Source organism: Streptomyces sp. NPDC050738 (assembly GCF_040654175.1).
Lineage (GTDB): Bacteria > Actinomycetota > Actinomycetes > Streptomycetales > Streptomycetaceae > Streptomyces.
Genome location: NZ_JBFAHN010000013.1, coordinates 128,899 through 153,603 on the forward strand (window position 1 = coordinate 128,899; position 24,705 = coordinate 153,603).

Below are 24,705 nucleotides of genomic sequence, written 5' to 3' on the forward strand. Positions count from 1 at the left end.
ACGCGGACCCCTCTTTCGTATGAGGATGTCCGCATGTCAGAGACTCACCGCAGCCCGCTGCCCCGCCAGGTCGCCGACGCCTATGTCGACGAGCTCATCGCACTCGACCCGATCAACGGCACGTACCTCGGAGTGAAGGAGAGCTCCGCGGCCCTGCCCGACTTCTCCCCCGCGGGCACCGCGCGTCTTGCCGCGCTCGCCCGTACGACGCTCGCGAAACTCGACGCGGCCGAACAGCTTCCGGACGCCCAGAGCGAGGCCGAGAAGCGCTGCGGGCGGCTGCTGCGCGAGCGCCTCAATGCCGAACTCGCCGTGCACGAGAGCGACGAAGCGCTGCGCGCCGTCTCCAACATCCACTCGCCGGCGCACAGCATCCGCGAGGTGTTCTCGGTGACGCCGACGGAGACCGAGGAGGACTGGGCCGCGGTCGTCGAGCGGCTCGGCGCCGTACCGGCCGCCCTGGAGGGCTACCGCCAGTCGCTCGCCCTCGGACTTGAGCGCGGACTGCTCGGCGGGCCGCGCCCGACGGCGACCTTCATCGAGCAGCTCACCGAGTGGGCGGGCCCCGGGGACGCCGGGCGTGGTTGGTTCGAGGACTTCGCGGCGGACGGTCCCGACGCATTGCGCAAGGAGCTCGACACCGCGGGCCGCTCCGCCACCGAGGCCGTCGCGGCACTGCGCGACTGGATGCGCGACGTGTACGCACCGGCGGTCGCCGGAGCCCCCGACACGGTGGGCCGCGAGCGGTACGCCCGCTGGTCGCGCTTCTTCAACGGCACCGACCTCGACCTGGACGAGGCGTACAGCTACGGCTGGTCGGAGTACCACCGTCTGCTGGCGGAGATGAAGACCGAGGCGGAGAAGATCCTTCCCGGAGCGGGCCCCTGGGAGGCGCTCGCCCACCTCGACGAGCACGGCACGCACATCGAGGGCGTCGACGAGGTCCAGGCCTGGCTGCAGTCCGTGATGACCGAGGCGATGGACGCACTGGACGGCACCCACTTCGAACTCGCCGAGCGGGTACGGAAGGTGGAGTCGCGGATCGCCCCGCCCGGCGGCGCAGCGGCCCCGTACTACACCCAGCCGTCGGAGGACTTCTCACGCCCGGGCCGCACCTGGCTCCCGACGATGGGCCAGACCCGCTTCCCGGTCTACGACCTGGTGTCGACCTGGTACCACGAGGGCGTTCCCGGCCACCACCTGCAGCTGGCGCAGTGGGTGCACGTCGCCGACCAGCTCTCCCGCTACCAGGCGAGCATCGGCATGGTCAGCGCCAACGTCGAGGGCTGGGCGCTGTACGCGGAGCGGCTGATGGACGAGCTGGGCTTCCTGCCCGACGCGGAGCGCAGGCTCGGCTACCTGGACGCGCAGATGATGCGCGCCTGCCGGGTGATCGTCGACATCGGCATGCACCTGGAGCTGGAGATCCCGGCGGACTCGCCGTTCCACCCGGGCGAGCGCTGGACGCCGGAGCTGGCCCAGGAGTTCTTCGGCAACCACAGCGGGCGCCCCGCGGACTTCGTGGAGAGCGAGCTCACCCGCTATCTGTCGATGCCCGCGCAGGCGATCGGCTACAAGCTGGGCGAGCGTGCCTGGCTGCTGGGCCGCGAGAACGCCCGCGCGGCGCACGGCGATTCCTTCGATGCGAAGGCCTGGCACATGGCGGCGCTGTCGCAGGGCTCGCTCGGCCTGGACGACCTGGTGGACGAACTCTCCAAGCTGTAGCGGTGGTTGTACGTGGATGAAGGGCCGGGCCCGGGGCGCATCGCCCCGGGCCCGGCCCTTTGTGCGTGCCGCTCCGTTCAGCAGCCGCAGTCCTCGGAGTCGACCGGAGCGGTCAGCGGGTCGGCGTCGCGCTTCTCCCTGCCCTCCCACGTCTCGAACTCGAAGCCCTCGCGGGCCCAGTACTCGAAGCCGCCCAGCATCTCCTTGACCTGGAAACCGAGTTCGGCGAGGGCGAGCGCGGCGCGAGTGCCGCCGTTGCAGCCGGGGCCCCAGCAGTAGGTGACGACCGGCACCGCCTTGTCGAGGAGCCGCTCGGCCTGCTCCGCGATCAGCGCGGTCGGCAGGTGGATCGCGCCGGGAACGTGCCCCTGGTCCCAGGACGCGGTCGAGCGCGAGTCGATGACGACGAAGCCCGGGTCGCCCTCGGCGGCGATCGCCGCGGCGACGTCGGAGACGTCCGCGTGGAAGGCCAGGCTGGCGGAGAAGTAGGCGGCGGCCGCTGCGGGGGACGCCGGCGGTACGCGGAGAACGGCGTTGGCAGGGGCGGTGAGCTGTGTTGTCATGCCCAGAAATCTACGGTGTGGTGATCCTTGCCGGAAGTGGGATTCCCCGGCACTCCTCTTGATCGGCAGAGGATTTCACGCTTTGCTGGCTCGTATGACCGAGTATTCCCCGGACGCCACCGACTGGCGCATTCTCGATGTCCTGCAGCGCGAAGGACGGGCCAGTTTCGCCGAGCTGGCGCGGGCCGTCTCCATGTCCGCGAGCGCGGTGACCGAGCGGGTACGACGCCTGGAGGAGTCCGGGATCATCTCGGGCTACGCCGCTGTGGTGGACCCGGACCGGCTGGGGCTGCCGATCCTCGCGTATGTCCGGCTGCGCTACCCCAACGGCAACTACAAGCCGTTCCACGACCTGGTGGCGGTCACGCCGGAGATCCTGGAGGCGCACCATGTGACCGGCGACGACTGCTTCGTCATCAAGGTCGCGGCGCGCTCCATGGGACATCTGGAGGAGGTCTCCGGCAAGATCGCCACGCTCGGCGCGGTCACCACGAGCGTCGTCTACTCCTCGCCGCTGCCGAGCCGCCCGCTCAGCCGCTGAGGCCCGTGGCGCGCAGGCGCACCCGCGATCCGTCGCGCTCCTTGTGGATCTCCAGCTGGGCGGGGATGCGGCGCCGCAGATCGGCGACATGGCTGACGATGCCGACACTGCGGTCCCTCTCGCGCAGTGAGTCCAGTACGTCCAGGACCTCGTCCAGCGTCTGGTCGTCGAGGCTGCCGAAGCCCTCGTCGATGAAGAGGGTGTCGAGCCGGGTGCCGCCCGCCTCGTCGGTGACGACGTCGGCCAGGCCCAGCGCCAGGGCGAGCGAGGCGAAGAACGTCTCGCCGCCGGAGAGCGTCGCGGTGTCGCGTTCGCGCCCGGTCCAGGCGTCGACGACGTGCAGCCCGAGTCCGGAGCGGCTGCGGCCTCCCGCGCGGGCATCGGAGTGGACCAGGGTGTAGCGGCCGGACGACATGCGCTGGAGGCGCACGGTGGCGGCCGCGGCGACCTGCTCCAGGCGGGCGGCGAGGACGTACGACTCCAGGCGCATCCTGCGTTCGTTGTCCGCGGAGGTGCCTGCGGTGAGTCCGGCCAGCCGGGCCACCCGGTCGTACTCCTCGCGCAGGGGGCCCAGGCTCCGCAGTTCGTCGGCGGCCTGCCGCGAGAGGCGGGCGAGGGCGCTGCCGCGCTCGCGGGCCGCGTCCAGTGCCGAGCCCGCTTCCCGTACGGCACGCTCCGCCCCGTCGAAGGCGTCGCGTGCGGAGTCAGGATCCGCCCGGGGCAGCCGGGCCGCCCTGGCCGCGTCCTGCTCGGCGAGCCGGTCGGCGACGGTGGCCTCCTCCGCCTGCCAGGCGTCCGCCTGGTGCTGGAGACGGCGGTGCCCTTCCTCCGGCAGGAGCTCGGCGGCGGCAGCCTGCGGGGTGTCGAAACCGGCCCGGAACGCCGCGTCGGCGAGGCGGTCGTCGGCCTCCTTCAGCTGCTGCGCGGTCGTCTCGACCGCCCGTACCGCATCGACGGCCTCTTCGAGGAGCCGGACCCGGCGCTCCAGGAGCGCGGCGTGCTCGGCGACGCTTCCGGCGTCCGCGCGGGCCCTGACCAAGTCCTTTTCCAGCGCGATCCGTTCACCCTCCAGGGCTTCACGCCGTGAGGTCCGTCCCGAGGCGCGGAGTTCGGCCTGCTGCTGTGCGGCGAGGCGTCCCGCGTGCTCGCGCTCGGCCCGGTCGAGCGCTTCGCGGGCCGCGTGCATCCCGGCTGCGATGCCGCGCGCCTCGGTGTGCTCCTGCTTCAACCGGCCTGTCAGTTCGGCCAGTTCGGCGACGGTGGCGGCGCCCGCCTCGCTCCGGGCCACGGCAACCGCTTCCCGTACGCCCGCGAGCCTGCGCTCCGTCTCGGCGCGGGCCTCCTCCGCGCGGGTGTGGCGGGCATACGCCTCCTCCTCGGCCGCCCGGTCCACATGGCCGGCACCGGCCCGCGCCGGCGACGGGTGCGCGGTCGCCCCGCAGACCGTGCAGGCTTCGCCGTCGCGCAGTCCGGCCGCCAGTTCGGCGGCGATGCCCAGGAGCCTGCGCTCTCTGAGGTCGAGCCAGGCTTCGTGTGCCGCTCCGGCACGGTCGCGGGCCGCGCGCAGCAGGTCCTCGGCGCCGGCGGCCTCGACCTCGAGCCGGTCGCGCTCCCGCGCGGCCGTCAGCCGGCCACGGGCAGGCTCCAGCTGCCCGGCGAGGTGTTCGGCCCGCGTCCCCGCCTCCTGTGCGGCCTCGATCCGGTCCTGAAGGCGCCGGCGGCCTGCCTCCCAGCCGGAGAGCCAGCCCGCCGCCTCCTGGATCAGTTCGTCGTCGCCGTATGCCTCGCGCTCCAGCTCGGCCAGCTCCGCTGTGATCTCCGCGCTGCGCCGCTCGTCCCTGCGGGCGGCCTCCAGGCCGCCCAGTTCCTGGCGCAACGTCCGCCCCAGCGCGGAGAGTTGGTCCGCTCCGGCGTCCGCGAGCACGGCGGGGAGCTGTGCGCGGGATCTCTCGCGGCTGCCGCTCGCCGCACCGTGGGCGCGCTCGGCCTCGTCGCGGAGCGAGAGCGCGGGCGCGACCCGGTCCGCCTTCCGTGCCCGGTCGAGACGTGCCTTCAGCCGTTCGTACTCGGGACGGCGCGCCGCCAGGTCCCCGGCGCGACGCTCGGTCTCCGCGTAGCGCTGCTGCAGCCTGGCCAGTTCACGCTCCGAGTCCAGCGCGAGCTGTGCGGCCGCCTGCCGGCTCTCGGTCGCCCGCACGGCTTGTGCTGCGATGTCGAGGCGTTCGCGGGCGCCGCTGCGGGCGATCGCCGCCCATTCCAGTACGGACTCGGCGAGTCCGGGGTCGCCCGGCTGCGCGTCGGGCAGCGGCCACTCCCCCGCCGCCGCCCTGCCCGCGGCCTCCGCCATCCGGTGGGCCAGGGTCAGCAGCCGCTCGTCGCCCGCGCGCACCTGGTGCTCAGCGGCACGCCGCAGCTCCGCCAGGCGCTCCTCGACGGCGGCGAAGCGCCGGGTGTCGAAGAGCCGCCCGAGGAGTTTGCCGCGCGCCTCGGCGTCGGCGCGCAGGAAGCGCGCGAAATCACCCTGGGGCAACAGCACGACCTGGCAGAACTGCTCCCTGCTCATGCCGATGAGCTGACCGATCTCCTCCCCGATCTCCTGGTGGGAGCGGCTCAGCGCCGCCCACTTCCCGGCCTGCGGGTCGTACTCGCGCAGCCGGCTCTGCGCCTTCTCCGTCACATATCCGGTGCCGCGCTTCTTGGGCCGGGGCTGGGCGGGCTGCCGGGTGATCTCCAACCGCCGTCCGCCCACGGTCAGTTCGAGTCGCACCTCGGTCAGCTGCGCGTCGCCGGCGTGGTCGCTTCGCAGCGAGGCGCCCGGGCTCTGCCTGGCCCCCGGCACCGCCCCGTACAGCGCGAAGCAGACCGCGTCGAGGACGGAGGTCTTGCCCGCCCCCGTCGGCCCGTGCAGCAGGAAGAGCCCGGCGGCCGACAGCGCGTCGAAGTCGACCGTCTGGGGTGCGGCGAAGGGGCCGAAGGCGCTGATGTGCAGCGAGTGCAGTCTCAACGGGCCACTTCCTTCACTCCGTCGTCCACGCGTACGTCGTCGAAGGCGCCCACCAGCACGGTCCGTTCGCGCTCGTCCGGGCCTGCCCCGCCCCGTACATGCGCGACGAAGTCCTCGGCGATCTGCTGGTCGCTGCGGCCCTTGAGACGCTGGGCGTACGACGCGAGGGGATCTTCCGGGGCCCGCTCGGGCTCGAAGAGGAGGCTCAGCACGTGCGGGAAGCGCCCGGCGAGCTGCGCCATCGGCTCGGGCGGCCGCACCGGGTCGGTGAGCGTCGCCTCGACCCAGGACTCCTCGTGGCGTACGAACGCGGGATCCTGAAGGAGATCGTCCAGCCTGCCCCGGATCCGGGCGAGACGGCGCGGCACCGGACAGTCGAGCCGCTCGGCGTCGACCTCCCCGCCAGGACCGAGGTCGACGAGCCACATGGTCTTGCGGTGATCGACCTCGGAGAAGGAATAGGCGAGCGGAGAGCCTGAATACCGGACCCGCTCGGTGACCGTCTGACAGCCGTGCAGGTGCCCGAGCGCCACATAGTCGGCCCCGTCGAAGACCCCGGAGGGCACGGCGGCCACCCCGCCGACGGTGATGTCGCGCTCGCTGTCGCTGGGCTCACCGCCTGCGACGAAGGCATGGGCGAGGACGACGGAGCGGGTGCCCGCGGCCCGTCCCGCGAGATCGGCCCGCACCCGGCGCATGGCCGCGGCGAGGACGGCCTCGTGCCCGGCCTTCTCCGCCTGGAGCTCGTCCCTGACCAGCGCGGGCTCGAGGTAGGGAAGCCCGTAGAAGGCGACGTCACCGTGCGCGTCGGAGAGCACCACGGGCGTGGCGCAGCCTGCCGGGTCGGTCCGCAGATGGATCCCGGCCCGCTCCATGAGCCCCGCACCCACGCCGAGCCGGCGCGCCGAGTCGTGGTTGCCGGAGATCATGACCGTCTGCACGCCGGCGTCGGCGAGCCGGTGCAGGGCCTGGTCGAAAAGCTCGACGGCGGCGAGCGGCGGGACCGCACGGTCGTAGACGTCCCCGGCCACCAGCACCACGTCCACATCGCGCTCACGGACCGTCGCCACCAGATGGTCCAGGTACGCGGCCTGGGCGTCGAGAAGTCCGACCCGGTGGAAGGACCGTCCCAGGTGCCAGTCGGACGTGTGCAGGAGCCTCATGATCCCCGAGGTTAACCGGAGGGTCTGACATCACGGGCGGTTACTCCCGTATCCGTGCTTTCCGGGGAGACTCAGGCGTCCGAGTACGCCTCGCCGCCCAGCTCCAGCACCGCCGCCCCCGCGGTGGTGTCCGCGAGCCAGCCGCGGAACGACTCCACATCGGCGTCCGGCAGCCCGACCTCGATCGTCACCGTCTCGGCGTACCGCACGTCGCGCACGGCCCGCCCGGTGGCACGGAGATCGTTCTCCAGCTTCCCGGCCCGCTGATGATCGACGGTGACGGTGACCAGCCGGAAGCGGCGCCGGGTGACGGTGCCGACGGCGTCCAGCGCCTCGCCGACAGCTCCTCCGTACGCCCGGATGAGCCCGCCCGCACCCAGTTTCACCCCGCCGTAGTACCGGGTGACGACGGCGACGGCGTACCGCACCTCCCGCCGCATCAGCATCTGCAGCATCGGGACGCCGGCCGTCCCACCGGGCTCGCCGTCGTCGCTCGCCCTCTGGACGGAGGCATCGGCTCCTATGACGTACGCGAAGCAGTTGTGCGATGCGGTCGGGTGCTCCTTGCGGATACGGGCGACGAAGTCCTGCGCCTCCTGCTCGGTCGCCGCGGGTGCGAGCGCGCAGAGGAAGCGCGACCGGTTGATCTCGGTCTCGTGCACGCCTTCGCGGGCGAGGGTCAGGTACTGCTCCTGCATCCCGCCAGCCTATGCGCCGCGCCGCACCGGGGAATCCATCCCGGTTGTCGGCCGTTGCCTTCGAGCAGGGGTCGTGAAGCCTCTGGGCGACTGTTCCCAGGAGGCCGCCCCGGACATCCCCTCGGCGACGAGTCGCCGTCCAAGAACCGTGGACAGCAAGGTCGCAGGGCCGGGCCGCAAAGCCAATCCAGGTGCACCAGTTGATCGGGTTCGGGCACACTGCGCTGATGAACGCCGATACAGCCAGGTCGCCACAGGAAGAGGCCATCCGTCTGGTCGCGTCCCTGTCGTCCGGAGCCCCTGTCGACCCCGCCCTGCGCGTGACCCTGAACTTTCACCCGGACCGCATGGCGCGCGGTCGGCCGATCCTGCTCGCGCTGGCCGAGGATGGTGTCTATCACTCGCAGTTCGTCACAGGCACGAGCAACGGCGGTTTGACGGCCCATCCTGGCGGTGACCGGTGGCGCTGGGAGAGCAGGATGTTCGGTGGCGCGTATGACAACGCGCCCGCGCACGCGCGGCCTGTCTACGGCGCGCTGAATGTGCGGCGCAAGCCGCTCGGTGGAGCGCCCCGGTTCGGCTCCGCGCACTTCCGACTGACCGCCGGGACACTCCCGCGCACCACGTTCTGCTACCCGGACAGCGTCACCGAGCCGTCGGCCTTCGGTGTCGCGGCCGGCATGTCGCTCATCGAACTGGCCGACGCCGACGAGCGGGACGCACTCGACGACTACATCGAGGCACACGTACACGGACCACTCGCTCTGGACGGCGATGTCGAGGCACTGGTCCTGGACCCGAGCTATCGGGGAACAGCGGTGGAAGCCGCGGCCCGCCGTCTGCCCTGCCCGCTCGAATGGCACCCAGGACTCCGGATTGCCGTCGAAGAGCTCCGACGTCATCCGGACTACCGCGGGCAGGAGTACGTCGACCTCGGAGCCGAGATCGCCGTCGACGGCCACCTCGATCCCCACGTGATCGGGGACGCCGCACGCACCGGGCTCTACGACCAGCAGGCGCTCAAGAAGGTGTGGCACTGTCTGGCGCGCTTCGGGGCGCCGCCGCGATCCGGTGTCCAGGAAGCGAACGGGCAGCGGGCCGCGATCGGCGACCAGGCCGCCGACATCAGCCACCGGGCCACGCAGGAACCCGTCCGATGACCTCGCCGCCGGCCGGCCACAGCCCGCAGCGCGATCGACTCGCACCTCCCGAACCGAGGACCCGCCAGGCGATCTACCTCATCACCGGTATCCCCGCCGCCGGCAAGTCGACGATCGCTCAACTGCTCGCTGAACGACTGCCACAATCAGTGCACGTGCGAGGCGACCAGTTCCGACGGATGGTGGTCAACGGCCGCGCCGAGATGACTGCCGACCCGTCCGATGAAGCAGTCCGACAGCTCCGGTTGCGGCACCAGTTGACCGCGAAGGTCATCGACGGTTACTTCGATGCTGGATTCACCGTGGTGGCCCAGGACGTCATCATCGGCGACCACCTTGTCGAGATGATCAACCAGATTCAAAACCGTCCCCTCCATGTGATCGCTCTCGCCCCGCGACCCTCGGCTGTCGCCGCACGCGACACCGCCAGGGCCAAGACCGCCTACGACACATGGACGATCGACCCGCTTGATCACGTCCTGCGACAGGAGACACCCCGCCTCGGGCTGTGGATCGACACCTCGGAGCAGACTCCCGCCCAGACCGTGGACCAGATCCTCTCCCAAGCCCCAGAAGAGGCGTGAACCGAGGAACGCGGCACGTGATCAGGCACCCGCCGAACCGGAACTGCCTACGCTCCGACCCATGCGAACTGTCTTCGTGTTTCCCGCAGGTGAGCGAGCCGAGACCGTCGCCTCGCTCGATCGGCATCTGCCCGAGCAGGGCGATCCGTGGACTCTGGACGGCAATCTCTACATCGACATCGACGATGAGCAGACTGGCTGCCTCTTCTCCGACTGGGATCCTGGGGAGGTGGCGATCCTCGAAGCGGCCATCGGGCATCACCCCACTTGGGCGGTGCAGATCGACATCTCCGGGCGCGTTGACGGCACCGCAGAGGTTCACCAGATGATCGCTCTGCTGCTCGAGCATGGAGGCGTAGCAACGGATGACTTCACCACCCACCCATGGACCCTGCCGGAAATCCTGTCCGGTGCGGTGATCGACGGCCTGCACTTCTTCGACTTTCGCGGCTACCACGAAATCAACCGCGAACACGGGCGCTCCTGACTCGATCACCTCACCAGCGCACAACGGGATCACCTGGGCTCGTCGAGCATCCAGTGCCGGCCCGTCGTCCAGCCCAGGAACCGGCGGGGCTGGAGTGCATCAGCCGCGCCGTTCACGATGTCGCCCCCCGTTCCGGTTTCCGTGAAGGCACCGCCGTCGGCCACGAGGCGCAGGCCGGCCAGGGCCGGTGCGAGGCGTGTGGCCACGTGGGTCGGGTGGTGTGCCGTCTCCTCTCCCAACCATTGCTCGATGAAGGCCTGTTGGGCTTCGGGCGGGCACAGCGACAGGTAGAACAGCATCTGGCGCCACGCGTACGCCGCGTCCTTGATGGTGCTCAGCGGCCAGGGGTTGCCGTGCACCCGGGCCACCAGACGGCAGACCGTACGGAACGCACGCCGTGCCAGGTCGTCCCAGCCGGGTTCGGGTGCGATGCCCACGCGGTGGACCAGGGTGGCCAGGTTGTGCGTGGTGAGGATCTGGGCCTGCTCGATCACCTTGCCGTTGGCCGCCACCGACCAGCCATCGCCCGTCGAGCCGGCCCGTGCCGCGCACAGCTTGGCAAAGCCGGGTGAGGTACGGGCGCCGCCCGTGCGCAGCAGCCCCTCGCCCGCCTCCAGGACCGCGAGGTTACGGACGGCCGTGTAGTCGATGCCGTAGTAGCGCTCGTAAAGGGTCCCGGTGAGCAGTTCGCCCGCGACCCGTGCCGCGGTGAGGAACTTGGGGGTGAAGGTACCCATGAAGATGTCGGCGGCCAGCTCCTCGACCAGCGGCGCGCCGAGCTCGGCTTGGCGGGCGAGTACGGCGAGTTCGCGGATCAGCGGGTTGGGCAGGATCGTGCTGGGGAAGCCCTGCACGGCCAGTTCGCCGAGCCGCCGCAGGGCCGTGTGCGCGGTCTCCTCGGCCGCCCCTTCGCGGTGCTGCGCGGCCAACGCCCGTACCCAGGGCAGCTCTTCGACCCGGACCTGCCGCTCCAAGTTGAGCAGGAGCAGCGAGCGGCGGTTGCGGAAGGCGCGGTAGTGCGCGGCGCTCAGGGTGCGCAGCGTCTCGTCGGCGTACGCCTGCGCGGTGGTGACGGCGACCAGCTGCGGGACGAGTTCGGCGAGGACCTCGACCGAAGGCACGACGCCGCGCTCGACGAGCACGCCGAGGGGAGCGCTCGTGGAGGCCTCCACGACATGGCGCACGGCGGCAGGAACGGGCGTGTCCGCGGGCAGCCCGGTGTCCTGGTGTTCGCGTACGGTCACGGCCGCGACCAGCGGTGCGACGTCCTCCGCGCCCACGTCCTGAGGCAGGCCGGAGAGCCGGCGCAGAACGAGTTGGGCGAGCGCGTGGTGAGAGGGCAGCGCGGCCTGCGTCGCGTGCCGCTCGCGCAGCGCGCGGTGCCGGTCCGATCCCGGCAGTCCGCGCCGGCGCACCATGGAGTCGACGGCGTGCCGCAGCAGGCCGAGCCTGCGCGCGTCGAGGGGACGCCCGGCGAGGGTCTCCTCCAGGGCGCCGCGCAGGATGGCGAGGTTCTCTTTGGGCTTGTGGTGCTTGGTGCAGCGGGTGTGCTCGGCGGCCAACGTCCAGTAGTTGTCCAGGAGTTCGGCGCCGCGCCGATACCAGGCGGCGTCCGGCGCGCGGTCGAGGACCCGGCCGGACCCAGCGGTCTCCAGCCAGTGGGCGAGCAGTGCGTCGCCGAACGGCTGCCAGATCGTGACGGCCTCGCGCTGGGCTTCGACGGCAGCGTTGGGCCGCCGCCGCCCAAGGCTCGCCCCCGCCTCGGCGACGGTGCGCCGGTGTACGGCAGCGGGGTCGGGCGGGGGTGCGTCGGACGGTTTGGGGGTGAAACGCAGCTGGTCCGCGAACGGCTCGATGGCGCCGACGAGTTCGACCGCCGCATCCACCTCACCGGCCCGAACCAGCCAGGCCACCGTGAGCAGTGCGGCCTCTTCGGGGACGGTCACCTCGTAGCGTCCGCTGTCGAGGAGCGTGTTCAGCCGGGCGATACCGGGCTCGGTCAGGCAGTACGCGAACAGCGCGCGCCGCCCTGCGGGCACCCCGGCCGTTCGGGCCGCCTCGATCTCGTACGGCTGGAGCGGGCCCCCTGCGCTCGCCGCCTCGGTGGCGAACCCACCGCGGAGAACCTCGGGGGTCGCCCAGACGGGCAGATCGGCGACGGGGGTGCGCGAGCCCACGTTCAGGCTGCCGTCCGCCATGCCGGACAGCACCGCGCGCCAGCCGCGCACCCGACCCTCGGCACGTTGCCTGGTCTCGGCGTCGGCGTGAGTCAGCGCGGTGACGAAGGCCTTGGCCGCCTGGGCCTGCGCGTAGGGGTGGGAAGCGGACGCGGTCGGAAGCTGCTGCTCAGCGTCATCGTTCATAAGCCGACGTGGCAGGTTCCGCCCCTGCGCCCTCCGGGTCCGAAGCCCGGCGCTCTGGCTACTGAGCTACACGTCGTGGATTGGGAACTCTAGCCACCATTCCTGAAGCCGGACAACGCCATTTCGCTCGCATCAGGCTTCGCATCCCACGCCTGACCGTGCGGGCCGGAGGAGCGCGACCAGCGCAGACGCGCGGGAACCGAGGAGGAACACCACGCATCCCGGAATCTCCACGAGAGCCCTGTGGTTCCAAGGAACAGGAAGTCTTCCGAACGGCAAGGAGCCAGCATGTACGCCGATCCAGGCACGATCCGCAAGGTCCTCACAGAGACCGGTGACACCTGGGCCATTGTCGGGCTGTCCTCCAACGAGGCACGTGCCGCCTACAGGGTCGCCGAGGTCCTGCAGCGCTACGGCAAACGGATCGTCCCCGTGCACCCCAAAGCCGAGACGGTGCACGGAGAACAGGGTTACAGCTCCCTCGACTCCATTCCGTTCCCCATCGATGTGGTCGATGTCTTCGTCAACAGCGACCTCGCCGGCCCCGTCGCCGACGAAGCCGTCGCCATCGGCGCGAAAGCCGTATGGTTCCAGCTCGGTGTCGTCGACGAGGCCGCGTACGACCGCACCCACGCGGCCGGGCTCGACATGATCATGGACCGCTGCCCCGCCATCGAAATCCCGCGCCTAGGCTGACGGCGCTCCCCCGGTGCCGCCGCACGGCCCGTTCCGGCCACAGGACCCCACAGCCGTCTGTGATGCCTGATGTCCCGCGTGGTAGGAACGGGCCGTTGCCCTTGTTCCGGACGCCCGGGACCCGTGGGGGAAGGTGACACGGACAGGCCCTCCACGGCCCCTCGATGGAGGAAGCCATGTTGAGGGTCCATTTCACCGACGAGGACCTGATGCGGCTGCGTGTCGCTCCTGGACCCGACTTCCTCTGGGAGATCAGCAACAGTGTCCAGACCCTGCAACGCCGTGATGGTGCACGGGAGTTCGGAGCCTGGCGCCAGTGGGCGAGGCCGCGCCTGACCGGCAACTCCCGGGCGCTGGCGGGCCTGCTGCCGCCGCGTGGCTACTCCCCCGACTTCCTCACCCCCACCACAGGCGACCGCAGCACCTTCCAGGCGGCCGTCGACACCCTCCTGTCCACCCCGCGCCCGCGCCTGCGCTCGGAGCTGGCCCAGCTGGCGGCCGAGCGCCCGCTTCCGCCCTGGGCCCACCTGCTGGCCGACGGCGACGCCGACGTCCTGCGCAGCCTCGGCCGCTCCCTGCACGCCTGGCAGCGCGACGCGCTCGCACCGTTCTGGCGGCGCGTCCACGCACACATCGACGTCGACCGCGCGCTGCGGATACGCAGCCTGCTGGACGGCGGCACGGAGGGGCTCCTGACAGGGCTCGGACCGCAGTTCCGCTGGCGGCCGCCGTACGTCCTCGAAGTCGCCTACCCCGTGGACCAGGAACTCCGGCTGCGCGGCCGCGGACTCGTGCTGCAGCCGTCGTTCTTCTGCTGGCCGACACCGCTCACCCTGGCCGACGCGGAGCTGCCGCCCGTCCTGGTGTACCCCATCCATCACACCGCCGACTGGGCAGGCCCGTCCGCCGAAGGCGGCCAACTCGCGGCAACAGGCGACTCCTTGGGGGCACTGCTCGGTCATACGCGTGCTGCGGTCCTTCGTGCGGCCCGCGCCGGCTGCTCCACCGTCGAACTCGCCCGCGCCCTGACTGTCACCCATCCCGCCGTGAGCCAGCACGTGAACGTCCTACGGGCGGCCGGACTGGTCACCACCGTCCGCAGATCGGGCCGGTCCTGGCACGTCGCGACGGCCGAGGGGCGTGGCCTGCTGGACACGGCGGACGGGCAGGTCCCCTCCGGCGTACCGACCAGGACGGTCTGAGCCTGAGCCGCGTCCACCGCTCCGCTCCTGCGCGCCAACTCCCTTGGTAACCCTGAACTTTCGCCGCTTGCGCCCCACGAGCGCGGGGACTCACGCTGGCCCCGTCCGTCGCGAGGTCCAACCCTTCAGGAGCCCTCATGCGCAAGAGACTCGTGTCCGCCGCGATAGCAGCCACCGCCGCCCTGGCCCTCAGCTCTCCAGGACTTGCCCAGGCGGCGCCCCGCCCCCATGCACCGAACGTATCGGTACTCGCCCACGGTTCGTCAGCCGGAACCGCCGTCGTCAGCGGCCAGAACAAGCCGGGCACCAAGCTGCACGTCGACGGTGCGCGCACCGAGAGCGTGCACACCCTCCAGATCGACTACCAGGTACAGCAGACGGGTTACTGGTGCGGCCCGGCCGCCACCCGCATCGCCCTGTCCGCCCGTACATCCCCGCCCAGCCAGGCCGACCTGGCCGGACAGCTCGGCACCACGGTCAACGGCACGGACCACATAGGCCTGGTCACGAACGTACTCAACGCGAACCTCGGCACCGGCTGGTACGAGACCAAGCAGATGCCGAACGACCCGCCCACCCAGGCCCAGAGGGACCTGCTGTGGCGGGACATCGTCCTGGACGTCGACAACAACTACCCGATCGTCGCCAACATCGTCGCCCCGCCCGGCAACCAGCCCCCCGGCTACCCCTCGGACCAGACGATCTACCACTACTTCACGGTCATCGGATACGACGACGCGGACCGCACCGTCCTGATCGCCGACCCGGCGTCCTTCGGCGGCAACCAGATCTACTGGCTCTCCTTCGACCAGCTGGCCACGCTCATCCCGCCGAAGGGCTACTCCGCCTGACGTGCGCGCCCGCCGCCAAGGGGACGTGGATCACCCACAACTGACGGATCATCATCGATGATGATTTCATGCATCGACCGCAGTACAGCACACAGCAACTGACTTACCACCTGGCACAGTTGGGCGTGCAGCCCGGCGGCACCCTGATGGTGCACGCCTCGCTGCGCGCCGTCGGCGCGGTGGACGGTGGGGCCCACGCCGTGGTGAGCGCCCTGCGCGGTGCGCTCGGGACGGCGGGGACCTTGGTGGTGCCGGTCTTCACCCTGGAGAACTCCGACAGTTCACCGGCCTACCGCTCGCGGGTGCAGGGCCTCGGGGACGAGGCCACGGCCGCCGTACGGGCCGGCATGCCGCCTTACGATCCGGCAGCCACCCCCGCTTCGGCGTCCCTGGGGATCCTCGCGGAGACCGTACGCCGCACCCCGGGAGCCGAGCGCAGCGCCCACCCACAGACCTCGTTCGCCGCGCTCGGCCCCCGCGCCGGACAGCTCATGGCCGGTCACCGCCCCGACTGCCACCTCGGCGAGGACTCGCCGCTGGCCCGCCTGTACGACGCGGACGCCCATGTCCTGTTCCTGGGGACGGGGTTCGACACCTGCACCGCTTTCCACCTCGGTGAGTACCGGGTGCCGGCGCCGCCCCGCCGCACGTACCGCTGCGTGATCTCCGCGCCGGGCGGGCGTACGTGGTGGAGTTACGAGGACGTCGCCCTGGACGACAGCGACTTCGGCGCTCTGGGGGACGATTTCGAGCACAGCGGCGGCGGGACTCCGCGATCGGGGCCGGTCGGTGCGGCGCACAGCAGGCTGTTCCGGCTCACCGACGCCGTGGACTTCGCGCAGAAGTGGCTCCCGGCCCATCGCCCGTACTGACACGAGATGAACGAAGCACGCATTCGTCTTGTGCGGGTATGTACCGGGCGGCCTGTGCGCGCTCATACTTGCCGCGTACCCGGACCACGGGGGAGGCGTCAGGTGGGACAGGTGATCCGCACCAAGGACGGCCGGAAACTTGCGGTCGAGCACCAGGGAAATCCGCGGGGCAGACCCGTGTTCCTGCTCCACGGCACCCCTGGCAGCAGGCTGGGACCGGCCCCCCGCAGCGCCGTGCTGTACCGGCTGGGGGTGCGTCTGATCACCTTCGACCGGCCGGGATACGGCGATTCGGACCGGCTGCCAGGCCGCCCGGTGGCACACGCCGCCGCGGACGTGGAGACCATCGCCGACGCGCTGGGCCTGGCCGAGTTCGCTGTCGTCGGCCGGTCGGGCGGCGCCCCGCACGCGCTCGCCTGCGCCGCTCTGCTGCCCCACCGCGCCGTCCGGGCGGCCGCGCTCGTGGGGCTCGCGCCGCGCGACGCGAAGGGGCTCGACTGGTTCGACGGCATGACGGAGGGCAACGTACGCGAGTACATCAACGCGGCTGCCGGGCACAGCCAGTTGACCGCGGCGCTGGAGTTCCGGTCGGTGGCGATCAGGTCGGATCCGGCGGGACTGGTCGCCGACATGCACCGCGACCTCTCCGATTCCGACCGGAGCATCGTCTCGGACACCGGGATCCGGGCCATGCTGGTGCGCAACTTCGCCGAGGGGCTGAGGAGTTCGGCCGACGGCTGGGTCGACGACGTCATGGCCTTCGCCAGCGACTGGGAGTTCCGGCCCGAGGACATCAGCGCGCCGGTGCTGCTCTGGCACGGCGAGGACGACATCTTCGCCCCCGCGGCCCACACCCGCTGGCTGGCCGAACGGATCCCGCGCGCCGAACTGGTCGTGGAGCGCGGCGCGGCGCACTTCGGGGCCCTGCGGGTCCTCGCCCGGGTGCTGAGCTGGGCCACCCGGTGAACGGTCTGCGCCCCGCCGCCCCGCCGCCCCGCACCTCAGACCGGCTGCGGTTCGAGGTCCCGATTGAGCCGCCTCCAGGCCCGGGCCGCCTCGGTGATCGGATGGTCCACGCCGAGCTGACGTGCGGCGGGTTCCAGGACCTTGGTCCGCAGTTGCTGGGCCTCTTCGCTGCGGCCGGACGCCCGGAGCGTGATGGCGAGGTTGGACTGGCAGACGAGCACGTCCGGATGCGTGGGCCCGTACCTCTCCAACAGCCCTTCCAGCGCGGCCCGTTCCCACGCCTCAGCCCTGGCGAGTTCCCCGATGTCGCCGTACGCGTTGGCCAGGTTGAGCGCCGCACACAGAGTGAAGGGATGCCGCGCGCCCAGCGCTTCCTCCAGTGACGTACGGATCCATTCGCCCGCCTCCGCCGCCTCGGCGGCGGCCCCGAGCCCCCGCTGGTAGATCGCGATGTTGTTGCGGCAGGCGAGCGTGAAGGGGTGGTCGTCGCCGAGGGTCTCGCGGTACCCCTCCAGGACCTGGCCGGCGAGGTCGAGCGCAGCCTGCTTGTCCCCGACCGCGGAGAAGTCGGCGGCCAGGTTCAGCCCGCAGGCCAGGGCGTCGGGCACCTTGGTCCCGTACCGCGCCCGGTAGCGGTTGTACGTCTCCTCGGTGAGCCGTTTCGCGTCGTGCGGGTGCCCGGCCTTGCGCAGGGACACCGCCAGGCTCTTGGCCGTACGCAGCACTTCCGGCACATCCGCGTTGAGGACCCGCTCGAAGGCGGCCACGACCTCCCTCAGCACCTGGACCGACGCCCGGTACTCGCCCGTCTCCCGAAGGTCCCGGGCGAGATGCCCCTTGGTGGTGAGCGTGAAGGGATGGTCGTCGCCCAGGAGTGCGCTGCGGCGCTCCACCGTCTCCTCGTCGAGCCTGCGCGCCAGTTCGCTGTCGCCGCTCAGCCGGTAGTCGATCGCCAGGTTGTTGGCGGCGATCAGAGTCCGGGGATGGTTCTCGCCGAAGATCTGACGCAGACCCCGGAAGATCGCGAGGTCCCTGACAAGCGCCTCCTCGAACCGGCCCAGCGCCCGCAGGTCGGCTGCCAGGCTTCCCGTGGTGATCAGGATGCTGGGGTGGTCGTCGTGGGGGTGGTCCTTGTGGAGCACCCGGACCTGCCGGGCCAGGGTGTCCTCGTCCAGGGCGCGCGCCTCTTCGTACTTGCCCTGCGCGCGCAGCGCGTTGCCCAGCTCGAAGCGGATGTTGAGGGTCTGCAGATCGTCCTCGCCCAGCTGCCGGCTCCAGATGGTGTTGAGCTGCGTACCGAGTAATCGCGCGCTCTCGAGCTCCCCGCGCTTCAGCAGATAGCGGATGCGGTCGACCATGATCTGCCGGACCTTCTCGTCGTCGCAGTCCGCGATGCCGGACGGTCCCAGATGCGGCCAGATGAGCTCGAAACTCGGCCAGCTCTTCGGGTCGTTGACGGGATTGTCGCGGTCGACTCCCTCCGCGGGCCGGGCCTCGGCGAGGATCAGATGCACCTCGTGACTGGCCTTTTCCTGCTCCTCGGCGCTCAGCCCGGCGCGGACCGCCGCCTGGACGAGGCGGTGCACCTGGATGCTGCTGTCGGCCGGGTCTACCTTGGCGAGCGCGAACCTGTTGAGCGCCTGGATGACCTTCCCGAGCATGTACCGCTCGCGCAGGTCAGGGTCGTACGGCAGCAGCGACTGAAGCATCGCATCGCTGCCGATGAGCCGCATCGAAATCGGTTCGGCGGAGAAGAAGGAACAGAGTTCCAGGAGGCGGACAGCGGCCTTCGACTCCTTCCTGAGCCGGTCGATGGAGATGTTCCAGGTGGCCCCGATCTGCTGCGCGTAGTCCTCGGGCTTCCCCAGCGAGAGCACCCTGGTGCTCTGCTCCTTCAGCTGCTCCACATAGGAGTCGACCGGAGTCGCGGTCTCCGCCAGCCAGGCCGCGGCGACCTCGACCGCAAGGGGTAGGTCGCCGACGGCCTCGGCGACCCGTTCGGCGTCCGGGGACGCGAGTTTGCGTACGCGCCGGCAGAGGTGCTCGACACTTTCGCCGCGTGTGAAGACGTCCACCTCGGTCGACTCGACTCGGGTGGAGACCGGCTTGTTGCGGCAGGTGGCGAGGATGTGGCCGTACACATGGCCCGAGACGGGTCCGGTCTCCTCGGGGAAGAGCAGCAGCTGCTTGTCGAGGTCCTCCACGTTGTCGAAGATCAGCAGCCAGCGGCTGTACGGCCTTCCGCTCCGCAGCGCCTGCAACGCGGCTGCGGCCGCCTCGGCGACGACGTCGCCCGCACGCAGGTCCATGGCTTCGGCGAGCTCCGCCAGCGAGGACAGGACACGGTCCGACTGTTCGGCCTCGATCCACCAGACCAGGTCGTAGTCCGCCCGGAACCGGTGCGCGTACTCGCGGGCGACCTGCGTCTTGCCCACCCCGCCGAGCCCGTAGAGGACCTGGGGGAAGCGCTGGGCCGCGCGCGGGTCGCCGCGCATCTGGTCGCGCAGCCACTCCAGTACGGATGCGCGGCCGGTGAACCAGGCATGGCGCTGCCGTACGTTCCAGACGGTCGGCGTCAGCCCGGGATAGCGCGGACCCGCCGGGGCGAGCGCCGGGGCGTCGTCGGTCTCCTCACGGTCGAGCGCCGACATGAGCTCCGTGATCGCCTCGGTCTCCTCCACCCTCGTCAGCTCCACGATGCCGCCGGTGCTGATCGGCAGGGCGAGGCGCACGTCGCTGACCTTGACGAGGAGCATCTGGTGCAGGTCGGAGACGGAGTCCCAGAATCCTTTCACCCAGGGCGAGTTGATGAACGCCGCGGAGACGACCGGCATGACCCGGTACGCACCGCCCGACGCGAACTTCGCCTCGAACCCGGGCGAGGCGGCCGTCCGTACATCCGCGGTGACCACATGGAATCCGGCCCGGGTGAGCACCGACGACAGCCAGTCGGCCCACATCTGGTCCTCCGACCCGTGGACCAGGAGCACATTCGACGGAGGCAGGGGACGCCGCCGCGTATAGGCGGCCACATAGGTGAGCCGCTCGGCCTCGTCGATCGCCGGGAGCGCGCTGACGTGTCCGCCGGTGAGGACCGAGGTGAGGCGCTCGCAGGCGGTGAGCATGGAGCTGGAGACGTTCGGTGCGTCGCCGAAGGTCGCCAGGATCTCCTCGTACGCGTAGAACGGCCGGTACGGAATCTCCACCGATCCCCAGTAGTTGGCGAGTTCCGCACCGCTCAGCCCGGAGGGAAGCCCGGGGAAGCTCTCCCTGGCCAGCGCCCGTCCCGCGTCGGCCTTCTCCTTCTCGCCGTCGTCGATCCGCATCGGCACCGGCAGGATGCGGATCCCGTTGTCCCGGTAGCGCTCCTCGATGTCGCGGGCCACGGCGGATGCGCCGTCGATGCTCTGGTCGCTGAGGGTGAAGCAGACGACCAGGACATGGGGCATCTGGACCGTGCAGATGTCCGCGATGTCGCTGAGGCCCGTACGGCTGTCGATCAGGGTGAAGTCGTAGTGCGTACGCATGTCGGCGCGCATGGCGTCGAAGAACTGACCGCCGCCGAACCGCTCGTAGAAGTCGTCCCAGTCCATCCGGCCGACAGTCGACGAGTAGTCGCGGTTCCGCCTCCCGGCCGAGAGGAAGTCGAGGCTCCCGTTCTGCGGGAACTTCCATTTGAGGGAGGTGGCATGCGGACGCACCCGTGCGTAGCGGCGGTGCCAGTCACTCTCGCGCTCCGCGGGCCGCCGGGCCTCCTCCTGGTATTCGGTGATCAGGTTGATCAGCCCAGGCGTCGCCTCGAGGTTGCTCAGATCGAGGAAGGGATGGAAGAACCGGTGCAGTCCCGGCGCTTCCAGATCCCAGTCGACGGCGAGTACCCGGTGTCCGTTCGAGGCCAGGATCCAGGCGACGTTGGCCAGGGCCATCGTCCGGCCGGTGCCACCCTTGTAGGAGTAGAAGGTGACAACGGTTCCTTCACGGTTCTCGGTCACGTTACGAGCCCTCCGGGTCGTCTGCGTTACCCCTGGTCTCCCTGGGGGGAATTCCGGAGCCGTACCCCACGCCCGACGGCAGGACCTGGGGCTTGGAACCACCGTCCCCGTCGGGCGGGTAGGTCTGTGCGTGGCGGGCATGGTGTTTGGCCGCCGACTTCACCGCGAGGGGCAGTTCCCGGTCGAACGCGTACAGGTCGGGGGTCCCGCCGTTGGGCGAGCAGTGGCCGCCCTCGTCCGCGGGACGCGGCGCCAGGCTCCGTATCGTGGCGCGCAGTGCGTCCTCCTGGTGCGCGGAGTCCGGGTCCGCCCGGTTCCAGGGCACCATCACGCTGATCCACGGCCGGTTCTCGGCGGTCAGTTTCCCCAGCAGCTCCGCGCCGCGCGAGGCGTTCGCCGCCCAGTGGTCGAGCAGGAGCAGTCCGGGGGTGGGCGGCGGTCCTTTGGGCAGCATGCGGTCCGCGTCCGCCTCGAACTCCCCTACGCTCACCTCGTAGTCGAGGTTGCGGACGAGCTCGGCGGCATGGTCCGCAAGCGGCCGCGAGGACTCCGGATGGTAGGGGTTCCACTCGCGCGCACCGACTCCGTAGCAGTCGGGGCCGCGGCCGTCCGGCAGCTCGGACCGGGAACAGGCGAGCACGGAGATGTCCATCTTGCGCTTGCCGCCGGGCGGTCCGAATCCGGTGGGTACGGAGTGGTAGTCCTGCTGCGGGTCTCCGTCCGTGATCGAGGTACTTTCCGCAGCCTCCTTGATGCGCTTCGCCAGCCGGTAGACCGCGCGTTCGTACTCGTTGCGCAGATAGCCGAGCTTGATCAGTCCGTAGAAGCCCTCAGCCGCGTAGTCCTCGCCGAACTCCTCGTGCGCGAACTGCAGTCGCTCGGCCTGGCTCGGCAGCTCTTTGACCGGGACGGGGACCCAGAGCGCGGGCACGATTCCGCTCGACTGGGCATTGTTCGACTGTGCGTTGCTGTCGCTGTTCACCGTCTGGGAATGCGCGGCGCGGCGGGAGAAGGCAAACCATTCCCGGCCGCACTGCTCGCTGCGGAAGTAGCGCGGCGAGTAGAGCGGCACGAAAACACGGCAGTGCGCGAGCGCCCTGGAGAGTTCGACCGGCCACCGCTCCCCCGGCCTCATCTGACGGTCCATGAACCCGGGCGGCGCTCCGGCGGGGAGAGCCGTCATGTTCATCAGGTGCTCGCAGAGGTCCTGATAGAACTTCTTCACCCAGACATTGGGGTTCGCGTCCTTGGGGTCGCTCTTCGGTATGTGCGCGTAACTGAGAAAGAAGTACGGTCTCGGGTCGTCCCCCGGAGCACCGGCAACTCCGCTCACAGGCGTCTCCCCCGGTCCGCGTGGCTGGGAACCCAGTGTAGGAAACGACAATTCTCCGCCCGAAGTGACGGAACGAACCTATTCAGTACGGGAGTTGGCCTGAATCCAGCTCTTCCGGTGCTCCTGGGCCGACAGCTCCGCTCGTGCCTGCGCAGCAGCCGACACCGGTTCCTGCAGCCACTGGCGCACCGTGTCGCCCATCCGTGCCACGAACCGCTCCCCGAGCGGGGTCAGCGCCCCCGACCCGGCAAGCACCTCCACCGCCGCGGCGGTCTGCCCGCGCCAGCGCGTGAAGTGCGCCTCCGCCGCCTCGAAGTCCCGCCCTTGGGAGGCGTGCCGCCGGGTGCGCCAGAAGTCGGTCACCGCGACATGGGCGTACGTCCCCTGAAGCAGCCCGGGAAGCGGTCGCGGGTCGGGGCGCCAGGGCGCGTAGAAGGTGCGCCGCTCGGCGGTGTCGTACAGGTCGAGGCGGTCCAGTACCGCACCCAGTTTGACGTGCTGGAACTCATGGACGATGAGCAGCGCCAGCAGGCCGGGGGCCGCCGGCCTGGCCGCTCCGACGGCGCCGAACGCCTTCCGCGAGGCGGCACTGACGTCACTGCCGTCCGGCGCTTTCAGCGGTGTGATGGACCGGAGTCCGGTGGCCACTCCCGGTGCGTAGCGGGGGAGTTCGCCGCCGATCAGCGACCAGGCTTCCGCCAGATCCTCCGCCCAGATCTTCGCCTCGCCCTCGGTGAGCCGTTCCGAGACCGGCCACTGGTGGCTGTCGCGCAGCGGGTCGGTGTCCTCGAGCGCCACGGTCCAGCCGGGCAGCTGGACGAGCCGTACCGGGTTCCAGTACGGGTTGAGCCCGTCGACCCCTTCATCCCAGCCGATCCGCAGCGTCCGCGATCCGGCCCGTACGGTGAACTCCTGTGCATCTGCGGTGACTTCGGCCGTTCCCTGATGACCGGCGAGGGCCAGCGAGCCAAGTCCGGGCAACCGCAGCAGGCCGGCCCGTACCGGCACCCGTACCGTGTCTCCGCGCCTGGCGTGCATCGCTGCGGCGGCGGCGAGCTCCGCGAGTCCGCAGGACGCGGCGGAGGGGGCGCTCCCCTGCAGGACGCTCAGGCCCCACGATCTGGTGTAGGGGTGGGCGATCACCGCGTCGAAAGCCTCGGGTTCCTTGGCGTCCAGGTCGACCAGCAACTCCCATGCGTGGTCGGCCAGTTCATCACCCGATGGGATCCGGTCCACCACGGCTGCGACCAGTTCCCGGTCGGTCTCCAGCTGGGCCGCCACCAGGCGCCCGACCGTCTCCGCATCGCCGAAGCCCTCGGCCAGCAGATCGAGATCGGCGAGCGGAACGGCAGGGCCGGCAGCGGGTTCCCTGTCCCGTACGGTCACGATGAACTCCATCAGATCGGGGCAGAAAACCGACGGATTGTCGAATCCGCCGCCGGTGCGATAGCGGTGCGCATAGAGCCCGCCACCGCAGGAGTTGACCACCGGGCAGGACCGGCAGTCCTCGCTCAGCTGCTCGACGCCCAGGTGCCGGGCCCGCATCCCGGGGTGGGCCACCACGTCGTCGAGCGAGTGGGTGAAGACGTCCATTCCGGTGGCCGGAGCGCCGTCGTAGGCGGCCTTGAGGCTGTCGGCCTGCTCGTAGGTGCCGTCCGTCTCGATCACCACGAGGTCGGCCGGCGCGAGCCCGAGCGATTCGGTGAGACTGCTCTCGCCGCGCAGGGTGCGCAGTACGGAGTCGAAGATACGCACCGGCACGGCACGGCCGCCCGCGTCCCAGCGCCGGTACACGGCATCGAGCCAGTCCGCGTACGGGGTGGCCGAAGGACCGGGTCTGTGCGGCGGGGTGTCCCAGGTCGCATGGGGCAGCAGGAAGTCGAGCCGGGGCGGATCGAGTGCGACGAGCGCGTCGTAGACGTCGACGGGGTCGTTCAGGACGTCGATCGTGCAGAGCAGCCCGGCGAAGAGGGGCCGGTAGGCGGGGCGGTTGAGGAGTTCGACCGCCCGCAGCACCTGAGGATGGCTGGTGCGGCCGTCCGCATAGCGGCGATGGCGGTCGTTGGACGCCTTGTCGCCGTCGAGGGAGACACCGACCTTGATGTCGTACTCGAGGAAGAGATCGAGGAAGCGTTCGCTGAGAAGAACGCCGTTGGTGTGGATTCGCAGATCCAGCGCGCTCACACCCGATAACGCCCGGCTCAGTTCCTTGGCGGCCCTGCGGAGAAGTCCGGGGCCCGCGAGCAGCGGTTCGCCCCCGTGCAGCACGACGTGGACGGCGGGGAGCTGGTGGGCGGCGGCATGCTCGGCGATGCGGTCCGCGGTGCGCGCCAGCACTTGTTCGGGTAGCGCTTTGGGCCGACCGCGCCAACTCTGGTCCGCGTGCTCGTACACATAACAGTGATCGCAAGCGAGATCACAGCGACTGTGCACCTTCAGGACGAACTGGCTCAGAGACGGCGACGGCCGGTCCATGGTCGGGTCTACGTCCGGCAGCTCAGACCG

18 protein-coding genes and 1 tRNA gene are annotated in these 24,705 nt (G+C 70.7%); 10 read left to right on the plus strand and 9 right to left on the minus strand.

The window, feature by feature from the left end:
* The first annotated feature begins 33 nt into the window (after window positions 1-33).
* Window positions 34-1,725, plus strand: coding sequence for a DUF885 domain-containing protein (locus tag AB0H78_RS28700; RefSeq protein ID WP_363237537.1), 1,692 nt, complete (start codon window positions 34-36; stop codon window positions 1,723-1,725).
* 77 nt (window positions 1,726-1,802) lie between these two features.
* On the opposite strand, the gene AB0H78_RS28705 is transcribed toward AB0H78_RS28700, so the two are convergent.
* Complete coding sequence (locus tag AB0H78_RS28705) at window positions 1,803-2,294, minus strand: rhodanese-like domain-containing protein (RefSeq protein ID WP_363237619.1); 492 nt, start codon at window positions 2,292-2,294, stop codon at window positions 1,803-1,805.
* Window positions 2,295-2,382: 88 nt separating this feature from the next.
* Here AB0H78_RS28705 and AB0H78_RS28710 point away from each other — a divergent pair, with 88 nt between their 5' ends.
* Complete coding sequence (locus AB0H78_RS28710) at window positions 2,383-2,829, plus strand: Lrp/AsnC family transcriptional regulator (RefSeq protein WP_363237538.1); 447 nt, start codon at window positions 2,383-2,385, stop codon at window positions 2,827-2,829.
* On the opposite strand, the gene AB0H78_RS28715 is transcribed toward AB0H78_RS28710, so the two are convergent.
* The 3 genes from AB0H78_RS28715 to AB0H78_RS28725 all read right to left on the minus strand — a co-directional run bounded on the left by AB0H78_RS28715 (window position 2,819) and on the right by AB0H78_RS28725 (window position 7,694).
* Window positions 2,819-5,833: an SMC family ATPase gene (locus tag AB0H78_RS28715; RefSeq protein ID WP_363237539.1), complete on the minus strand. Its 3,015-nt coding sequence runs from the start codon at window positions 5,831-5,833 to the stop codon at window positions 2,819-2,821. The two genes, AB0H78_RS28710 and AB0H78_RS28715, sit on opposite strands and share 11 nt — an antisense overlap.
* A complete protein-coding gene (locus tag AB0H78_RS28720) occupies window positions 5,830-6,996 on the minus strand; it encodes an exonuclease SbcCD subunit D (protein ID WP_363237540.1) in 1,167 nt (388 codons plus the stop codon). Before AB0H78_RS28720 ends, AB0H78_RS28715 begins: the two co-directional genes overlap by 4 nt.
* A 71-nt stretch (window positions 6,997-7,067) precedes the next feature.
* Entirely contained in the window at window positions 7,068-7,694 is a 627-nt protein-coding gene (locus AB0H78_RS28725) for a YigZ family protein (RefSeq protein ID WP_363237541.1), read from the minus strand.
* A 227-nt stretch (window positions 7,695-7,921) separates the two neighbouring features.
* On the opposite strand from AB0H78_RS28725, the gene AB0H78_RS28730 reads away from it, so the two are divergent.
* The 3 genes from AB0H78_RS28730 to AB0H78_RS28740 all read left to right on the plus strand — a co-directional run bounded on the left by AB0H78_RS28730 (window position 7,922) and on the right by AB0H78_RS28740 (window position 9,925).
* Window positions 7,922-8,854 carry a DUF3626 domain-containing protein gene (locus tag AB0H78_RS28730; protein ID WP_363237542.1) on the plus strand — a complete coding sequence of 311 codons (933 nt, stop codon included), beginning with the start codon at window positions 7,922-7,924 and terminating at the stop codon, window positions 8,852-8,854.
* Window positions 8,851-9,438, plus strand: coding sequence for an AAA family ATPase (locus tag AB0H78_RS28735; RefSeq protein WP_363237543.1), 588 nt, complete (start codon window positions 8,851-8,853; stop codon window positions 9,436-9,438). Before AB0H78_RS28730 ends, AB0H78_RS28735 begins: the two co-directional genes overlap by 4 nt.
* Before the next feature lie 61 nt (window positions 9,439-9,499).
* On the plus strand, window positions 9,500-9,925 hold the full coding sequence (locus tag AB0H78_RS28740) for a hypothetical protein (protein WP_363237544.1): 426 nt from the start codon (window positions 9,500-9,502) through the stop codon (window positions 9,923-9,925).
* Between the two features lie 29 nt (window positions 9,926-9,954).
* Here the strand turns inward: AB0H78_RS28740 and AB0H78_RS28745 are convergent, their stop codons facing one another.
* Window positions 9,955-12,288, minus strand: coding sequence for a hypothetical protein (locus AB0H78_RS28745; protein WP_363237545.1), 2,334 nt, complete (start codon window positions 12,286-12,288; stop codon window positions 9,955-9,957).
* 3 nt (window positions 12,289-12,291) lie between these two features.
* A tRNA-Arg gene (locus tag AB0H78_RS28750) sits at window positions 12,292-12,364 on the minus strand.
* A gap of 212 nt (window positions 12,365-12,576) precedes the next feature.
* Here AB0H78_RS28750 and AB0H78_RS28755 point away from each other — a divergent pair.
* The 5 genes from AB0H78_RS28755 to AB0H78_RS28775 all read left to right on the plus strand — a co-directional run bounded on the left by AB0H78_RS28755 (window position 12,577) and on the right by AB0H78_RS28775 (window position 16,875).
* Complete coding sequence (locus tag AB0H78_RS28755; protein ID WP_363237546.1) at window positions 12,577-12,984, plus strand: CoA-binding protein; 408 nt, start codon at window positions 12,577-12,579, stop codon at window positions 12,982-12,984.
* A gap of 176 nt (window positions 12,985-13,160) precedes the next feature.
* Window positions 13,161-14,186 (plus strand): helix-turn-helix domain-containing protein, encoded by a 1,026-nt coding sequence (locus AB0H78_RS28760; protein ID WP_363237547.1) that lies wholly within the window; start codon window positions 13,161-13,163, stop codon window positions 14,184-14,186.
* Between the two features lie 137 nt (window positions 14,187-14,323).
* The gene (locus AB0H78_RS28765) at window positions 14,324-15,037 is read left to right on the plus strand and encodes a C39 family peptidase (RefSeq protein ID WP_363237548.1); all 714 of its coding nucleotides are present in this window, start codon (window positions 14,324-14,326) and stop codon (window positions 15,035-15,037) included.
* Between the two features lie 68 nt (window positions 15,038-15,105).
* Window positions 15,106-15,909, plus strand: a complete 804-nt coding sequence (locus AB0H78_RS28770; RefSeq protein WP_363237549.1) for an AAC(3) family N-acetyltransferase — start codon at window positions 15,106-15,108, stop codon at window positions 15,907-15,909.
* 102 nt (window positions 15,910-16,011) lie between these two features.
* On the plus strand, window positions 16,012-16,875 hold the full coding sequence (locus AB0H78_RS28775; RefSeq protein WP_363237550.1) for an alpha/beta fold hydrolase: 864 nt from the start codon (window positions 16,012-16,014) through the stop codon (window positions 16,873-16,875).
* Window positions 16,876-16,910: 35 nt separating this feature from the next.
* Here AB0H78_RS28775 and fxsT read toward each other — a convergent pair whose 3' ends face one another.
* The 3 genes from fxsT to AB0H78_RS28790 form a co-directional block, all read right to left on the minus strand.
* Window positions 16,911-20,867 (minus strand): FxSxx-COOH system tetratricopeptide repeat protein, encoded by a 3,957-nt coding sequence (gene fxsT / locus AB0H78_RS28780; RefSeq protein ID WP_363237551.1) that lies wholly within the window; start codon window positions 20,865-20,867, stop codon window positions 16,911-16,913.
* Window position 20,868: 1 nt separating this feature from the next.
* Window positions 20,869-22,200, minus strand: coding sequence for a TIR-like protein FxsC (locus AB0H78_RS28785; RefSeq protein WP_363237552.1), 1,332 nt, complete (start codon window positions 22,198-22,200; stop codon window positions 20,869-20,871).
* 78 nt (window positions 22,201-22,278) lie between these two features.
* A complete protein-coding gene (locus tag AB0H78_RS28790; protein ID WP_363237553.1) occupies window positions 22,279-24,675 on the minus strand; it encodes an FxsB family cyclophane-forming radical SAM/SPASM peptide maturase in 2,397 nt (798 codons plus the stop codon).
* Window positions 24,676-24,705 lie beyond the last annotated feature (30 nt).

What these genes read in the sequence shown, in the direction of transcription:
- AB0H78_RS28760 (WP_363237547.1), top strand. Translation starts at nt 13,161, where the DNA reads ATGTTGAGGGTCCATTTCACCGACGAGGACCTGATGCGGCTGCGTGTC.
- AB0H78_RS28765 (WP_363237548.1), top strand. Translation starts at nt 14,324, where the DNA reads ATGCGCAAGAGACTCGTGTCCGCCGCGATAGCAGCCACCGCCGCCCTG.
- AB0H78_RS28745 (WP_363237545.1), bottom strand. Translation starts at nt 12,288, where the DNA reads ATGAACGATGACGCTGAGCAGCAGCTTCCGACCGCGTCCGCTTCCCAC.
- AB0H78_RS28730 (WP_363237542.1), top strand. Translation starts at nt 7,922, where the DNA reads ATGAACGCCGATACAGCCAGGTCGCCACAGGAAGAGGCCATCCGTCTG.
- AB0H78_RS28700 (WP_363237537.1), top strand. Translation starts at nt 34, where the DNA reads ATGTCAGAGACTCACCGCAGCCCGCTGCCCCGCCAGGTCGCCGACGCC.
- AB0H78_RS28720 (WP_363237540.1), bottom strand. Translation starts at nt 6,996, where the DNA reads ATGAGGCTCCTGCACACGTCCGACTGGCACCTGGGACGGTCCTTCCAC.
- AB0H78_RS28770 (WP_363237549.1), top strand. Translation starts at nt 15,106, where the DNA reads ATGCATCGACCGCAGTACAGCACACAGCAACTGACTTACCACCTGGCA.
- AB0H78_RS28725 (WP_363237541.1), bottom strand. Translation starts at nt 7,694, where the DNA reads ATGCAGGAGCAGTACCTGACCCTCGCCCGCGAAGGCGTGCACGAGACC.
- AB0H78_RS28755 (WP_363237546.1), top strand. Translation starts at nt 12,577, where the DNA reads ATGTACGCCGATCCAGGCACGATCCGCAAGGTCCTCACAGAGACCGGT.
- AB0H78_RS28710 (WP_363237538.1), top strand. Translation starts at nt 2,383, where the DNA reads ATGACCGAGTATTCCCCGGACGCCACCGACTGGCGCATTCTCGATGTC.
- AB0H78_RS28740 (WP_363237544.1), top strand. Translation starts at nt 9,500, where the DNA reads ATGCGAACTGTCTTCGTGTTTCCCGCAGGTGAGCGAGCCGAGACCGTC.
- AB0H78_RS28790 (WP_363237553.1), bottom strand. Translation starts at nt 24,675, where the DNA reads ATGGACCGGCCGTCGCCGTCTCTGAGCCAGTTCGTCCTGAAGGTGCAC.
- AB0H78_RS28735 (WP_363237543.1), top strand. Translation starts at nt 8,851, where the DNA reads ATGACCTCGCCGCCGGCCGGCCACAGCCCGCAGCGCGATCGACTCGCA.